A 15,752-nucleotide genomic window follows, 5' to 3' on the forward strand; every position below is an offset into this window, starting at 1 on the left:
TCAAAGAACGGACTAAACGATACAAAATAAGGGACTTTAAAAATCTCCCACAAGTACTTGACTCAATCGGCGGGATCAGTGTGGTTGCACCCCAGCGCAATCCATTATAAAATTGTTCACCGACTGCATCAGTATCTACTGCATGCCACATCGCCTGACGCAGTGCCGGATCAGACATTTTCATATCTGGATCTGTAGCTACTTCACCATTGGAGGCATCCCATGTTCCCAATTTAAACCCAATGTACTGGTAATAACGATCAATCGTGCCCAGAAATTCCACATTGGACATCCCCGCATTATCCGGGTATTGATCAATCGGGAAGGAACTTACCGTATCCACACCGCCGGTTTCCAGTTCCTGAACAACAACATTTGGATTAATAACTCTTACAACTACACCATCAAGATTTGGTTCGCCTCTCCAGTAGTCTTCGTTTTTAACCATAGTTACAGACTCACCGGGTACAATGCTATCCACTTTAAATGGACCAAAACCAATCGGGTTTTCACGAACCTCAGGTGATTGAGACATATCGGCAACTTCCATATCACCAAAAATATGCTTAGCTAGCGGATATGTCCAGATACTTCCGGTGACAAGTGACGGTGTTGATTGAATATACGTAATTTCCAATGTCTTCTCGTCAATTACTTCAATACCTGAAATAGGTTCTGCATCTTCAATAGATAAATCAATTGTCTCGCCCTCATCATCCAGGAATTGCGCCCTATATTCTTCCATACCTTCAATATTAGTAAAATCAGAACCATACCGCGGGCCATCGTAATCCGGATGCCCAATTACCTCGTGTGCGAACAGCCAGTCTTCTGCAGTTACCGGCTCCCCGTCATGCCAGTTAACATTATCTCCGATAGTGAATGTAAATACATTTCCATCATCGTTTACTTCATAAGATGCTGCACCGTCATTTGTATACACATAGTTTTCATCCCATTGTAATAATGGTTCATCAAACCAGTCTAGGATTTGCGCATCAGGGTCACCGGAATAAAAGTTCCAGTTTAATGTACCTTCAAACGCAGTATCGGATACAAGTCCGAAATTCAGTGTACCGCCCTCGATGGCTTCACCTTCATTTGTTTTTATTTGACTGAAATCTTCAATCGAATAAAGCTCATCTTCTCCGCCTGCATCGTCTCCGTCATCTTCTTCCTCTGCTGCTTCATCATCTGCCGTTTCTTCTGAGTCAGCACCATCATCAGTTCCGGCATCTGCGTCCCCGTCATCTCCATTACATGCAGCCAGTGCAAGCAGCAGTACGAGCAGCAGCGCAAATAGTGCCTTCGTCCAAGTTGACTTTCCCATTAATTTAACCTCCCTTTTTTTCCTTCCCTCTTCCAGCCTGAATAACAAGACTGGCAATGTATACTCAACATTAATATTTATACAGCATATTAATGCAGGTATCAAAATAGTACAACAATCCCCCTTTGCCTCACCTCCTTAAGCTCATTAAATTTATCCTCTGCGCTGTCTGGCATCGGTTGCACGCTTTAATGCCTGGCCGACATTATTTACTGCAAGCATTAATAAGAGAATTAATACGGCAGCCGGCACCCATATCCACCATCTGAACTCCAATGTTTGCGGGTTGCGGGCATAACTGATCAATGTCCCAAGACTCGGCGTACTTTCCGGAAAGCCAAACCCAAGGAAGGACAGTCCGGATTCAATTCCGATATTTGCAGCCAATTGCAGTGTCATCGTTACAATAATAATAGATGTTAAATTCGGCAGCACCTGGGTAAGCATAATTTTTAAATTGGATGAACCCAATGTCTTGGAAGCCTGAACATAATCAAGCTCTCTTTCTGCCAGTGCTTTTGAACGGATAAGCCTTGCTACCCCCATCCACAGGAATGCGGCCATAATCAGGGAGAAGGCCCAAATACTGTAGTCGGGGACAATCGTAACAAATACAATTACCATCAATAATGTCGGCAGCACCATAAAGAAATCAACAAGCCGCATTAATGCATTATCAACATGGCCGCCAAAATAACCGGAAAGCAATCCTACCAATATCCCGACAAAACCGGCGATTAAAGTGACCAGAATACCTATGGCCAAAGAATTGCGTGTCCCGATGATCAGCTGGCCAAATACATCACGTCCGCCGTAATCGGTCCCCAGAATAAACTCATCCCCCGGCGGCTCGTGAATGGCAAATAAATCAACAGTAACAATTTCATCCTGATCGAGAATTATTGATATGCCAAATACAAAAGAACTGATAAGGACTAGAAAAATCAATGATATTAATGCAATTTTGTCTCTGACTATTTCCCGCCACAAGATCTTTAAACCGGATGGACTGCTGGTTGAATCCTGTGATTGAAGCTCCGCGTTTACCTTGGTTGTTTCCATTTTATTTCACCTCAGTCTATTTAATCCGTATACGGGGATCAATGATACTCAGTAGGATATCAGAGATTAACGCACCCAATATTGCTGCAATCCCAAAAATTAATACGACAACCGTCACCACACTAAAATCCCGCAGTAATACAGAATCCAGAAAAAGCTGCCCCATACCCGGATAACCATAAATATTTTCAACGAAGATAGACCCGCCGATTAACCCGGTAATTTCATAACCAAAAAAGGCTGCAATCGGAACGAGAGAATTCCTGAATATATGGCGGTTGTACACTCTTGATTCGGGTGCACCCTTTGCTCTGGCCGTAATGATAAAGTCCTTTTGTTTCGTGTCGATAATCTCACTTCTTAAGTATTGTACGGTGGAGACGGTCGTAATTACCGCCATGGAAAAAGCAGGCAGGAGCAGGTGCTGAACCTTACTGACAAAATAATCCCATGATCCGGGTTCAAGTCCCGGGGCAACACTTCCTCCGGTCGGAAACCAGCCTAACTGGAAACCGAATACCCAAAGCATGACCAGTGCTGTAATAAACAGAGGCGCTGCAAAACCAACATATGTATATCCTGTAATTAAACGATCTCCCCATGTATCATTCCAGCGTCCGCTGATAATTCCAAGCGGAAGTGCGATAGCATACGTAAATATTAATGTAGCTACGGATAACCAGAATGTATTAAGTAATCGCTGACCGACTAAATCACTGACAGGCATTTTAAATCTGAAGGACTGTCCCAGATCCCCCTGCACCAGTCCACTCACCCAATCCGCATATTTAATATGCCAAGGGTCGTTTAAGCCAAGTCTTTCCCTTTGTGCTTCAATCGCCGCAGGGTCAATGTTCGGGTCAATCAGACCGGTCAGTGCATCCCCTGGCATCATTTCTGCCATCAAAAAAACGATTATACTTAATAGAAGTATTTGAGGAAATGTTACAAAAAGTCGTCGCACAATAAATTTCCACATTTAACCATCAACCTTTCTGCGGTAAAGCTACTTTATGTGTACCTGATATGTTCTGCAGTTTATAAGCTAATCCATCATGATCAAAATAATCATTATAGGATTTATCATATTCTTCTTTTACTTCCTGTCTGAACTGCTGATGCGCTTTCCGCTTTTTCGGATCTATATCAGGTATGGCTGCAACCAGCCGCTTCGTATAAATATGCTGCGGGTTGTTAAAAATTTCATCCCTTGTCCCTTCTTCCACATAGCGGCCCTTATACATAATTCCTATATCATCACACATATGCTTGATAATACCGAGATCATGGCTGATAAATAAGTACGTTAGTCCGAGATCTTTTTGTATATCCTTCATAAAGTTCAATACTTGCGCCTGAACAGAGACATCCAGTGCCGAAACAGGCTCATCCGCAATGATTAATTTCGGCTTCAGGGCAAGCGCTCTTGCTACACCAATCCGCTGGCGCTGTCCGCCGGAAAATTCGTGCGGATACTTTAAGATGCTTTCCGGACTCAGGCCCACCTGTTCCATTAATTCCTGTACGCGTTTTTTGACTTCCAATTTGCTGAGCTTTTCATAATTTCGTATCGGCTCTGCCACGATATCAATGACCCGCTTTTTCGGATTTAAGGAAGAATAAGGGTCCTGGAAAATCATTTGAATATCCCGGCGGACCTCTTTGGATTGTTTCTGGCTGACTGACAGGTCCTTTCCTTCAAATGTAATTTCTCCGGAAGTAACCTTGTTCAGGCCGATAATCGCCCTGCCCGTTGTCGTTTTCCCGGAACCGGACTCTCCGACAAGCCCGTATGTTTTCCCTTCCTCAATGGATAAAGACACGCCATCAACTGCTTTCACATGACCGACAGTGCGCTGCAATATCCCGCCCTTGATTGGAAAGTGCACTTTTAAGTCTTTTACATCAAGAAATGCCATCAGAATGTTCCTCCTTGTTCTCCTCCGGGAAGTAGAATTGACTGTGACATGTGCAGCGCACAAAATGTCCCGGTCTTACCTCATGCATTTCCGGATTTTCTTCATGAGCTGATTCATCAATCCACGGAATCCTGGAAGCAAAACGGCATCCTTTCCGCGGCAGATATTGCAAAGAGGGCACTATTCCCTGGATCACATGCAGTTTATCCTGCACCTCATCGGCATTCGGTACAGAATTCAGCAGAGATCTTGTATAGGGATGGAGCGGATTTTCAAAAAGGGAATGCACATCCGCAATTTCTACAATTTGCCCGGCATACATTACCGCTACCCGGTCTGCCATTTCAGCTACAACACCGAGATCATGGGTGATCAGAATAACCCCGGCATCCATATCTTCTTTCAGTTCCCTTATCAAATCGAGAATTTGCGCCTGTATCGTAACATCGAGTGCTGTTGTCGGTTCATCAGCAATTAACAGCTCTGGCTTATTGGCAATAGCAATCGCAATAATGACGCGCTGACGCATCCCTCCTGATAATTCATGGGGATACTGATCATAAATATATTCCGGCCGGGGAATCCCAACCTGATTAAGTAAATCTATTACTCTCTCCCGGCGTTTCTCTTTTGAGAGATTTTTGTTATGGAGAAATAATGTTTCGGAAATTTGGTCACCAATGGTCATTAAAGGATTTAATGCTGTCAAAGGATCCTGAAATATCATAGCCATATCGTCTCCGCGCATTTGGTTCAGTTTAGCCGGAGAGAGCTTTGGAATATTCTGATCTTTGAAATAGATGTCACCTTCTATTTTTGCCCGATTATGGAGACCCATGACCGAGAAAGCCAATGCGCTTTTTCCTGATCCCGATTCTCCGACGATGGCAAGCACTTCATTTTTATTAACCGATAATGTTACATCATCCACAGCGGCATAATAATCATCTTTGATTCTGAACGATGTTTTTAAATTTTGTATTTTGACCAATTCTTCGCTCAAAGTAATCCCCCTAGATCTATCTTCACATAAGTTTGCTAATTAAATTTATCCTGTGAAGTTTCAAATAATTGACGTTAAAAATTTTTTTGAAGGTATTTTATTTGTTCTGAAAAATTTAACAGCAGTATAGTTACTATGCACCAGTTTTTTAAGGATTTGCTTTGCTGCATATACATAACGGATCCTTAATTACTTACTGCTTACAACAAACGAGTACACGGCTTTGTAATCGCCAACATAAATATTATTAAAAAATTTAACATAATTGTAATATGTACTTGTAATTATAAGGTGAACTACAGTAAAAAAGCAATATGTTTTTTAATATTTTTGTCCTTATCTGCTACTATTTTCCTTATATCGCTTATATTCATTCATCCTGGAGGTTTAAGAAAGTGTTAGAAGGGTAACTATAATAGTTTTGCAGGTACTTAGTCTCAGAATTAGTTAAAGCCACTATACATGAGGCTCATTAATTAATCAAGCGCGTAATTCATACTATTCTAATATGAATTAATAGAGTATATTGACTTCCCTATCTTTCTATTTTAAATGTCGTTAAATAAAATAACCTTTTCCTTTTGTAAATTCCAGAAACAAAGTTGAAACAAAACTGTAAGATTATTGCATCATAAAAAAGGAAATAGACTATTAGGCTTTACTGTGTACGATAAGTTATTAAGCTGCCACTTCAAACCTTTTTCCTAAAGTTTATGGGGGGTGGCGGTATCGTCCTGTTTTTGAAGTTAATCAATTAACGAGAGAGGGGTTCTTCCATGAAGGGAATCATATTGGCGGGCGGCAGCGGTACGAGGCTTGCTCCGAGTACGCACAGTATTAATAAGCATTTATTGGCTGTGTATGACAAGCCGATGATTTATTATCCGCTTTCCGTTCTCATGCTTGGCGGCATAAGGGAAATCATGATAATCAGCACGCCTGAAGATCAGCCACGATTCAGGGGATTGCTTGGGGATGGATCATCACTGGGAATCAACCTCAAATATAAGGAGCAAGCGGAGCCAAATGGCATTCCGGAGGCTCTAACACTATCACAGGATTTTATCGGTTCTGATGATGTAACCCTTATTTTGGGTGATAATATTTTCTATGGGCAGGGATTTACTACGATTCTGAGAAATGCGCTGAACAAGCACAGCAATGCAACTGTTTTCGGATACAGAGTTAAAGATCCAAGACGATTTGGTGTTGTCGAATTTGATGAAAACCAAAAAGTAAAATCCATCGAAGAAAAACCAAAAAACCCAAAATCCGATTTCGCGGTGACCGGCCTGTATATTTATGATAATAAAGCGGCAAGCCTTGCAAAAAATCTAAAGCCATCGGACCGCGGGGAATTGGAAATCACTGACTTGAACAGGGAATACTTAAAGCGCGGGGAACTCGATGTGGAACTGTTGGGCAGAGGGTTTGCCTGGATGGATGCGGGAACTCATGAGGCATTATTTGAAGCAGCCGAGTTTGTAAAAATCACACAGCAGAGACAAGGATTTAAATTGGCATGTCTGGAGGAGATAGCTTATTATCTCGGCTATATATCCCAGCATGAATTATACAGAAAAGGCAAATCCATGGAAAAAAATGATTATGGCCAGTACTTACTGGAAATAGCTAAAAGAAAGTACACAAAGCAGTATTGGGATCACACAGATCAAAATCCAATGTTAGGAATGGTTAAATGAAGAAACACAATCCAACACTCCTTATTACAGGCGGGGCCGGTTTTATCGGTTCCAACTTTGTAAACTACATGCTGCATCATTATCCGGACTATCAGATTATAAATATTGATAAATTGACCTATGCCGGGTCAAAGTCAAACCTGGCGGGTGCGGATAACAATGCCAACTACCTTTTTATCCAGGCAGATATTACGAATCGCACTCTAGTAAATGCTATTTTCAATGAATACGATATTACTGGTGTGGTCCATTTCGCAGCAGAGTCCCATGTGGACAGATCCATCAAAGATGCAGCGGTTTTTACAGAGACAAACCTCGTCGGAACAATGACACTGCTCCAGGCGGCCAAAAACGCCTGGGAAAAACGCGGCGCCCTGAAAGAAAGACGCTTTCATCATATATCAACGGATGAAGTATATGGTTCATTGGGAGAAACCGGCAAGTTTAATGAAAAAACACCGTATGATCCCCGTAATCCGTACAGCGCTTCGAAAGCAGGGTCCAACATGCTTGTAAAAAGCTTTGGACACACATATGGAATGAATATCATCATCACAAGCAGCTCCAACAATTACGGGCCCAGACAGCATGAAGAAAAGCTGATTCCCACTATTATTTCCAATGCTTTAAAAGGGCAGGACATCCCTATTTACGGGGATGGCAAGAACGTTCGTGACTGGCTGTATGTCGGGGATCACTGCCGGGCTTTGGATGTTATATTTCATCAGTCAGCGACAATGGAAAAATACAATATTGGCGGAGGCAATGAACTGACAAATATTGAAATTGCCACACTTGTTTGCGAAATTTTGGATAAGCAGGCAGATGTAAGCAGGGAAGAGTCTTTAACAAGTTTTAAAGAGTTAATCACTTTTACGGAAGACCGCTTGGGACATGACAGAAGATATGCGATTGATGATTCCAAACTCAAAAATGATTTAGGCTGGAAACCAAAAGAAAGTCTGACAACAGGACTTCAAAAAACCGTGGACTGGTATGTGAGCAAATGGCTGCCGCAGCTGACCCGCTGATTTCCGTCGTCATCCCCGTCTACGGCTGTGAAACCTGCCTGAAAGAGCTGTGCAGCCGACTGGAAACAACATTAACATCCATTCCAGCCAATTATGAAATCATACTAGTAAACGATGCCAGTCCGGACGATGCGTGGACGACAATCAAAGCATTGCATGAAAAAAATACAAATATTAAAGGAATTGATCTGGCGAAAAACTTTGGGCAGCATCATGCCATTACTGCAGGCCTTGATATTGCGGAGGGTGACTGGGTCGTTGTCATGGATTGTGATCTGCAGGATCAGCCGGAGGAAATACCAAAGCTTTATTTGAAGGCACTTGAAGGCTATGAAGTGGTTTTTGGCAAGCGCATAGAACGCCAGGATAACTGGTTTAAGAAAAAAGCTTCGCAGCTGTTTTACCTTATCTATGACTATTTTACCGGTGCATCCTCCGACTATACCGCGGCTAATTTCAGCATCATTTCACGAAAAGTAGTGCGCGGCTTCAGGCGAATCGAGGAGCAAAACCGTTTTTTTCCATTGTTTATTCAATGGATGGGATTTAAGACTGCTTCAGTGGAGATCAAACACAGTGAACGCAAAGCGGGAAAATCCTCCTACAACCTCAAGAAGCTGATCACACTGGGAACAGACGCTATTATTTCCCAGTCGAACAAACCGCTCCGGTTATCTATTCAATTTGGATTTCTCATAGCTTCCGTATCATTTATTTATGGTCTATATTTATTTGGCCGCTATTTTTTCCTTGATGAACCTGTGCAGGGATGGACCAGTGTCATGGTTTCCATCTATTTTATCGGGGGACTGATTTTTTTCAATTTCGGTGTGCTTGGCCTATATATCGGCAAAGTATTTAATGAAACGAAGGGCCGCCCTCTCTATTTGATCAGGGAAACAACGCAGGATGAAGATGGAGAAAAGTGACGTACAAGTCTATATAAAAGGAGTGGGATGGAAAATGGAATTGATAGATGGATATTTAAGACCCACACCATGGGATAAGCGGAATTTCCATGTGGAAACATACGAACTTGCAGAAGCCGGTGTTCAAGCATTGCAGGCAACAAATGAAACGGAAGGACATTTCACATTAAAAGTGGATCCTTCTGCAAACACGGAACAGCTGAACAAATATGGCTTTTACTATGTAGATACATTAATAGAACCGGCCTGCCGGAGAGAAAATCTTCACATATTCAACAAAGAGGATATACAGCTGTCAGCGGATTTTGACAGGGATGAAGTGCTGGAAATTGCTAAAGAATCCTTTAAAGGCGGAAGGTTTCACCGGGATTTTAATATTCCTGATTTCATGGCAGATCAGCGATATATGAATTGGGTCAGCGACCTGATTATTAAAGATATGATTGTCGGGCTGTATTTCCAAGGGGAGCTTGCCGGCTTCTATGGCTATGCCAATAATAAAGTGCTTCTGCTTGCCATTAAAAAAGAATTCCGGCAAGAAGGGCTGGCAAAACCGTTCACGAGTCATGCTGTATGGGAGCAGTTTGAACAAGGAGAATATGAGATGCTGACCACTTCCATTTCTGCGTCCAACATGAAATCCTTAAACTTATTTTTATCCCTTGGTTTCCGGCCGCAGGGCGCTGTAGATGTGTACCATAAACTAAACGGATCATTGCCGGTTGGGGTGTCGTGATGGGGTATTTTTATATTTTTGGTACCATTTTTTTCACCGTGTACGGTCAATTAATTATAAAATGGAAAATTGACCAGCATGGCAGCCTTCCTGAAGCCTTCTGGGAAAGAATTTCTTTCCTTCTGCAGCTGCTATTGAATCCGTGGATCCTTTCCGGCTTTTTCGCAGCGTTTTTGGCCGCATTAAGCTGGATGGCGGCAATGACAAAATTTGATATCAGCTATGCATATCCGTTTATGAGTCTTTCTTTTGTGCTCGTATTTATTTTATCGGCTTTTTTATTCGGCGAACCTGTTTCGATGCAAAAAATAATGGGTTTTGCATTAATCGTGCTTGGAATTATCATAATGAGGTGATTGCTTGATACCATTTTACAAACCATGTGTAACAGGAAAGGAATCCGTTGCAATTCAGCAGGCACTGACCAATGGAAAACTGTCCGGCAATGGACCCTTTGGAAATAAATCAGCAAAGTGGCTCGAGATGCGGCTTGGTTGTGAAAAAGCAGTACTCACGCCTTCCTGCACAGATGCACTGGAAATGACTGCCTTATTAATGGGGATAGAGCAAGGCGATGAAGTAATCATGCCTTCCTATACATTTGTTTCGACAGCCAATGCGTATGTTTTAAGGGGGGCGGCCATACGTTTCATAGATGTGGATCCATTAACAATGAACCTGGATCCCAATCTGATTGAGGATGCCATAACCGAGCGGACAAAAGCGATTGTTGCCGTCCACTATGCCGGCATTCCCTGTAATATGGATGAAATTATGGACATAGCAGCGCGCCACGGTTTATTTGTTGTAGAGGATGCGGCCCAGGCCTTGATGAGTACATATAAGGGGAAGCATGCAGGCACCATCGGGCATTTTGGCGCATTCAGCTTTCATGATACGAAAAATTACACTTGTGGAGAAGGCGGTGCCCTGATATTGAATGACTCCGCTTTTATGGAAAGGGCGGAGATTTTGCAGGAAAAAGGCACAAACCGCTCCCAGTTTGTACGTGGTGAAGTAGATAAATATACATGGCAAGATATTGGTTCTTCCTATTTATTAAGCGAAATAAATGCAGCTTATTTATCCGCACAGCTGGAGGATGCTGATGCTATTTTACAGGACAGGATGGCCTCCTGGGAATTATATCAGCAGGGGTTGGAGAATTTGGCCGGGGAGGGACTGCTGGAAATTCCCCATGTACCTGAGGAGACACGCCATAATGCACACATGTTTTATGTGAAAACAAGAGATGGAGAAACACGCAATCGGCTGATGAAATTTTTAAGGGACAAGCAGATTCAAACAGCGTCACATTACGTGCCGCTCCACAGCTCTGCGGCAGGAAGTAAATACGGTAAATTAGTTGGTGAGGATAAGTATACTACAGCAGACAGTGCAAGGTTACTTCGTCTGCCAATGTATTACGACATGGGAGAAGAGGCTGTACGTTATGTCATCGAACAAGTCCGGAATTTTTTCAAAGCATAATATTTTAATTGGTATTGCAGTATTTATTATTATTTTATATCTCATGCCCTATTTTATTCTGGGAGAAGACACCCACATCCGGGAGCATGACAATCTGGATTCAAATATAGTCTGGTATAAACTGCTTGCTGAAAGCGGTCAGATTTTCACTCTGACCGATACGAGACTGCCTAATGTCATCAATGGCCTGCCAAGAAGCACACTTCCTTCGGGGCTGGATGGCATGGTTTGGCTGTATGTACTTTTTGCACCGATGACTGCGTATACGATCGGGCAGACTATTATGCGTTTTGCTGCTTTTTTTGGGATGTATTTATTATTGAAACGGCATATCATCCGCAGGGAAAAGTACCAATTAATCGTCGTTGGGGCTTCCCTGGCTTTTGCCATGCTGCCGTACTGGCCATCGGGTATGCTTTCCATTGCAGGGCTGCCGCTTGCACTTCACCTTTTTTTGACGATTAAAAAACGCGGTAAAGATACCCCGTGGTATTATTGGCTTACGCTTTTACTGATCCCCTTCTTTTCAAATTTTGTGTTAACATTTGTTTTCTTTTTGGCAATCATGGGAGTTATATGGCTCATGGACTGGATTCGAAGCAAACGCCCAAATTGGATTTTTCTCATTGCGATAGCTTCAATGACAGCCATTTATGTAGTGAAAAATTATTTGCTCATATTCTCGATGTTTCTGGATGACGGCTTTGTTTCCCACCGGGAGGAAATGAATCTCGGCCATAATTCCTTTCAGCGCAGCGTGGAGCTTTCATTTGAAAACTTTTTATTTGACCATACCCATGATTTATCAGAACACATATGGGTGATTGTCCCTGTGATCGGAATAGCTTTCATTGCTGCAGCCCTCCGGAAACTAAACGGGAAGCTGCTGCTTGGACTGTTTTTGTTTAATTTTGCTATATCTGTCTGGTATGCGTTCTGGTATTGGGAAGGCTGGCGGATAGTAAAGGATAACTTTTCCGTGGCCAATACATTTAATTTTGCAAGGATTCATTTTTTTGACCCTGCGATTTGGTATGTCTGTTTTGCACTCGCTCTGGTTATTTTATGGAAGTCGTTCAGATATGGAAAGGTTATTGCTGTTTCACTGCTTGTGATCCAGTGCGGCATTTTATTTAATTTGAATGAAGAATCCAAGTACAGTGCATTTGGAAGAACCACTTTCCAGGAATTCTATTCGGAGGAATTGTTTGACGAGGTGCAGGAATATATTGGCATGGAGCCTTCAGCGTACAGGGTTGTCAGCATCGGCATGCACCCAACCATCGCACAGTACAACGGTTTTTTCACATTGGATACGTATAATAACAGTTTTCCATTGGAATATAAACATGCATTCAGAGAAGTGATTGAAGGAGAACTGGAAAAGAACCCGGGACTGGAGCGTTATTTTGATACATGGGGCGGCAGACTTTACATTTATGTCGGAGAACACGGGGAAGATTATATGTTTACCAAGGAACGTGAAGAAGAAGGAGCAATTGAAGAACTGAATATTAATACAGATGCTCTGAAAGCACTTGGCGGCGATTATATCCTCTCTGCCGTGCCGATTCAAAACAGTGAAGCACTTGGATTGGAACTGGAAAAAACCTTCGAGCACAAAGATTCCCCCTGGCGGATAAGACTTTACGCAGTAGAATAGCGGGACACGGGGACAGGTACCTTGTCCCAGTTTGTTTTGCTGTGGGACAGAGGGACAGGTACCTTGTCCCAGTTTATTTTTCCGGATTGCGAAGGAGGATGTTCGGGATCTTATGAATTCGGTAGGTGAATGAATGGGTTCTGTGGCATTCTGGATTTGATAAACCTGTTGAGTTAATGAATGAAGGTTTTCCCCAGCATTCGTTGCCTGATAAGCCAGATCTGTTAATGAATGACGATTTTTCCTCTCCATTCATTGCGTGATAAGCCTGATCTGTTAATGAATGAAGGTTTTCCCAACCATTCGTCGCCTGATAAGCCAGATCTGTTAATGAATGACGATTTTCCAACGATATTCGCCCGATCTGTTAACGAATTAAGATATTCCCTCGCCATTAATTGCGTGATAAGGCCGATCTGTCAACGAATGAAAGCTTTTCCTCGCCATTCATTGCGTGATAAGCCTGATCTGTTAATGAATGAAGATTTTCCCCACCATTCGTTGCCTGATAAGCCTGATCTGTCAATGAATGAAGATTTTCCCTCGCCATTCGTTGCTTGATTAGCCTGATCTGGTTACGTATTAAGATTTTCATCCGCCATTCGTTGCCTGATAAGCCTGATCTGTTAACGAATGAAGATTTTTCCTCACCATTCATTGCGTGATAAGCCCGATCTGTTAACGAATGAAAGGTTTTCCCCACCATTCGTTGCCTGATAAGCCTGATCTGTTAACGAATGAAAGCTTTTCCACTGCCATTCGCCGATTGATTAGCCCGATCTGTTAACGAATGAAGGTTTTCACCCACCATTCATTGCCTGATAAGCCTGATCTGTTAACGAATGAAGATTTTTCCCCACCATTCGTTGCGTGATAAGCCCGATCTGTTAATGAATGACGATTTTTCCTCACCATTCATTGCGTGATAAGCCCGATCTGTTAACGAATGAAAGGTTTTCCCCACCATTCGTCGCCTGATAAGCCAGATCTGTTAATGAATGAAGATTTTCCAACGACATTCGCCGCTTGGTTAGCCCGATCTGTTAACGAATGGAGACTTTCCCTTGCCATTCGTCGCCTGATAAGCCAGATCTATTAACAAATGAAGATTTTTCTCAGACGTTCATTGCTCGATAGGCACGGTATGTAATGTAATCGAAGAGGGCTTCGTCTTTTGAGAACTTAAGCAGAATGACAGGTGAATAAAATTTTAATTTCTCCCGCTATTCATCGACTTTTACGGTACAAAAATATTTTTAGCGTGCTAAACAAACACCTCCAACTTTCTCCCCTTCAGAAGAAAGCAGGAGGTTTTTTATATTTAATTTTCCATCAATAATTATTCCGAAATTTGCTCGGTAAAATCGGCCAGCAGCCTCGTTCCAAATCCTGTGGCAGACTTTGCGTAATAACCGTTTTCCTCACTTTGCATCCTGCCGGCCATATCAATATGAAGCCATCTGATGTTCTCCGGCACAAACCGGCGGAGAAACAGCCCGGCAACAATTGATCCTGCTTCACCTTTGGCACTTGTGTTATTAAAATCGGCATAATCACTTTCTATATAGCTTTCATAGGCGTCAACGAGCGGCATCGGCCAGTTAAAGTCGCCATTTCCATCACCAATTTGCTTCATTTTCCAGGACAGCTGTTCATCACCGAAAACGCCAGCCAGCTTTGTTCCAAGCGCATTCATAATGGCACCGGTTAATGTAGCTATATCCACAATATACGCTGCCTGGAGTTCCCCTGCTCTTATCAGTGCATCAGCCAGTATTAACCTGCCTTCCGCGTCCGTGTTGCCAACCTGCACATGTAATCCGTTTTTATAGCGAATGACATCCCCCGGGATGACCGATGTACTGTCAGGCATATTTTCCACAATGGGGATGAGTGCCACTGTATTGACCTTTGCTTTTGAAGCAGATAAAAGCTTCATTGCCCCTGCAACTGCTGCAGCACCCCCCATATCAAACCGCATGCTGCTTAGATCTTTTCCTCTTTTCAGGGTAATGCCGCCAGTATCAAATGTAACCCCTTTTCCTACAAGGGCAACAAGCGGCTTCGTTTCATCGCCGCAATATGTCATTTCCACAAATGCCGGCTCATGTATGCTTCCCCGTCCGACCGTCAATATGCCGTTCATTTCCTTTTCCTTGAGCATCTTTTTATCCAGTACGGTTATTTCCACATCCGTACCTGAAAACTCTTTCTCCAGCAATGATGGAAATGTTGCAGGATTCAGCTTGCTCGGTATTTCATTCATCAGATCGCGGGAAAAAGCGGTAGCTTCTGCACGGACTCTTCCCTTTTCCGCCCACTTTTCTACCTGTTCATCTCCCTCTATTTTCAAAACCGTTCTATCTCCAGTCTGTTCCGATTTATAAGAGGAGAAACTGTACTGTCCCAAATCCCAGCCCTCTGCAAAGGCAGTTACCAGTGCTGCTGTTTCCACCTCAGGAAATATTTCCTGTAAGGTTATTATGTTTACCACAGCTGCTTCTACGCTGTTCTTCCCTAAACTGCGGGCTACATCACCGGCGAGCATCCTGACTTTTTCACTCGTTTTGTTTTTCCCTTTTATTTCTTTTACCACAACGGTGAATTCATCATTAACAGGAAGCATACAAAATTTTCCCGGGGCATTTGCTGTATACTGTTTTATCGAATGGTTCTCCTGTATCAATTTACTTCCTTCATATATAATAGCTGCTTTTTTAATCATTTAATTAATCCTCCTCAAAAAGTCCCTTCCTAACATATTTATTCGACACCCGAAGTAATAAATCCTCCAACCAATAAAAATATATTTTTAAATCATTATAATGGATTCTACAATTCCGTCCCCTGCATATAATGAAGAATGTGTGTATATCTTTACATAA

At 42.5% G+C, this 15,752-nt stretch carries 14 protein-coding genes; 7 read left to right on the plus strand and 7 right to left on the minus strand.

The annotated features are described in order from the left end of the window. The 5 genes from GHD25_RS07450 to GHD25_RS07470 all read right to left on the minus strand — a co-directional run. Positions 1-1,330: ABC transporter substrate-binding protein (locus GHD25_RS07450; RefSeq protein WP_240452271.1), on the minus strand; the 1,330-nt coding region annotated here is incomplete at its 3' end. A gap of 153 nt (positions 1,331-1,483) precedes the next feature. Then, positions 1,484-2,392: an ABC transporter permease gene (locus tag GHD25_RS07455; RefSeq protein ID WP_164215762.1), complete on the minus strand. Its 909-nt coding sequence runs from the start codon at positions 2,390-2,392 to the stop codon at positions 1,484-1,486. Positions 2,393-2,408: 16 nt separating this feature from the next. After that, the gene (gene opp4B, locus GHD25_RS07460) at positions 2,409-3,371 is read right to left on the minus strand and encodes an oligopeptide ABC transporter permease (protein ID WP_164215763.1); all 963 of its coding nucleotides are present in this window, start codon (positions 3,369-3,371) and stop codon (positions 2,409-2,411) included. A 7-nt stretch (positions 3,372-3,378) separates the two neighbouring features. Then, the gene (locus GHD25_RS07465) at positions 3,379-4,311 is read right to left on the minus strand and encodes an ABC transporter ATP-binding protein (RefSeq protein ID WP_276207807.1); all 933 of its coding nucleotides are present in this window, start codon (positions 4,309-4,311) and stop codon (positions 3,379-3,381) included. Then, positions 4,298-5,314 carry an ABC transporter ATP-binding protein gene (locus GHD25_RS07470; protein WP_164215764.1) on the minus strand — a complete coding sequence of 339 codons (1,017 nt, stop codon included), beginning with the start codon at positions 5,312-5,314 and terminating at the stop codon, positions 4,298-4,300. The genes GHD25_RS07465 and GHD25_RS07470 overlap by 14 nt, the downstream gene beginning before the upstream one ends. Before the next feature lie 776 nt (positions 5,315-6,090). On the opposite strand from GHD25_RS07470, the gene rfbA reads away from it, so the two are divergent. Genes rfbA through GHD25_RS07505 form a run of 7 tightly spaced genes read left to right on the plus strand, consistent with a single transcriptional unit; the run spans position 6,091 to position 12,867 of the window. Then, positions 6,091-7,017, plus strand: coding sequence for a glucose-1-phosphate thymidylyltransferase RfbA (rfbA, locus tag GHD25_RS07475; RefSeq protein ID WP_164215765.1), 927 nt, complete (start codon positions 6,091-6,093; stop codon positions 7,015-7,017). Then, positions 7,014-8,048, plus strand: a complete 1,035-nt coding sequence (rfbB, locus tag GHD25_RS07480) for a dTDP-glucose 4,6-dehydratase (protein WP_164215766.1) — start codon at positions 7,014-7,016, stop codon at positions 8,046-8,048. The genes rfbA and rfbB overlap by 4 nt, the downstream gene beginning before the upstream one ends. Then, positions 8,024-8,977: a glycosyltransferase family 2 protein gene (locus GHD25_RS07485; RefSeq protein ID WP_164215767.1), complete on the plus strand. Its 954-nt coding sequence runs from the start codon at positions 8,024-8,026 to the stop codon at positions 8,975-8,977. The genes rfbB and GHD25_RS07485 overlap by 25 nt, the downstream gene beginning before the upstream one ends. Positions 8,978-8,999: 22 nt before the next feature. Next, positions 9,000-9,713: a nucleotidyl transferase family protein gene (locus GHD25_RS07490; protein WP_240452272.1), complete on the plus strand. Its 714-nt coding sequence runs from the start codon at positions 9,000-9,002 to the stop codon at positions 9,711-9,713. Next, entirely contained in the window at positions 9,713-10,069 is a 357-nt protein-coding gene (locus GHD25_RS07495; protein WP_164215768.1) for an EamA family transporter, read from the plus strand. The genes GHD25_RS07490 and GHD25_RS07495 overlap by 1 nt, the downstream gene beginning before the upstream one ends. Before the next feature lie 4 nt (positions 10,070-10,073). Then, the gene (gene rffA, locus GHD25_RS07500; protein WP_164215769.1) at positions 10,074-11,204 is read left to right on the plus strand and encodes a dTDP-4-amino-4,6-dideoxygalactose transaminase; all 1,131 of its coding nucleotides are present in this window, start codon (positions 10,074-10,076) and stop codon (positions 11,202-11,204) included. Then, entirely contained in the window at positions 11,167-12,867 is a 1,701-nt protein-coding gene (locus tag GHD25_RS07505; protein WP_164215770.1) for a DUF6044 family protein, read from the plus strand. The genes rffA and GHD25_RS07505 overlap by 38 nt, the downstream gene beginning before the upstream one ends. A gap of 394 nt (positions 12,868-13,261) precedes the next feature. Here the strand turns inward: GHD25_RS07505 and GHD25_RS07510 are convergent, their stop codons facing one another. Together GHD25_RS07510 and GHD25_RS07515 are read right to left on the minus strand one after the other, a co-directional pair. Further along, positions 13,262-13,570, minus strand: coding sequence for a hypothetical protein (locus tag GHD25_RS07510; protein WP_164215771.1), 309 nt, complete (start codon positions 13,568-13,570; stop codon positions 13,262-13,264). Between the two features lie 636 nt (positions 13,571-14,206). Continuing rightward, positions 14,207-15,592 carry a leucyl aminopeptidase family protein gene (locus tag GHD25_RS07515; protein WP_164215772.1) on the minus strand — a complete coding sequence of 462 codons (1,386 nt, stop codon included), beginning with the start codon at positions 15,590-15,592 and terminating at the stop codon, positions 14,207-14,209. Positions 15,593-15,752 lie beyond the last annotated feature (160 nt).

The organism is Virgibacillus aidingensis, from assembly GCF_010994035.1.
Taxonomy (GTDB): Bacteria; Bacillota; Bacilli; order Bacillales; family Amphibacillaceae; genus Virgibacillus_N.

Excerpts from the sequence above, each read along its gene's own strand:
- GHD25_RS07455 (WP_164215762.1), bottom strand. The coding sequence starts at position 2,392 with ATGGAAACAACCAAGGTAAACGCGGAGCTTCAATCACAGGATTCAACC.
- opp4B (WP_164215763.1), bottom strand. The coding sequence starts at position 3,371 with ATGTGGAAATTTATTGTGCGACGACTTTTTGTAACATTTCCTCAAATA.
- GHD25_RS07465 (WP_276207807.1), bottom strand. The coding sequence starts at position 4,311 with ATGGCATTTCTTGATGTAAAAGACTTAAAAGTGCACTTTCCAATCAAG.
- rfbA (WP_164215765.1), top strand. The coding sequence starts at position 6,091 with ATGAAGGGAATCATATTGGCGGGCGGCAGCGGTACGAGGCTTGCTCCG.
- rfbB (WP_164215766.1), top strand. The coding sequence starts at position 7,014 with ATGAAGAAACACAATCCAACACTCCTTATTACAGGCGGGGCCGGTTTT.
- GHD25_RS07485 (WP_164215767.1), top strand. The coding sequence starts at position 8,024 with ATGGCTGCCGCAGCTGACCCGCTGATTTCCGTCGTCATCCCCGTCTAC.
- GHD25_RS07495 (WP_164215768.1), top strand. The coding sequence starts at position 9,713 with ATGGGGTATTTTTATATTTTTGGTACCATTTTTTTCACCGTGTACGGT.
- GHD25_RS07505 (WP_164215770.1), top strand. The coding sequence starts at position 11,167 with ATGTCATCGAACAAGTCCGGAATTTTTTCAAAGCATAATATTTTAATT.
- GHD25_RS07515 (WP_164215772.1), bottom strand. The coding sequence starts at position 15,592 with ATGATTAAAAAAGCAGCTATTATATATGAAGGAAGTAAATTGATACAG.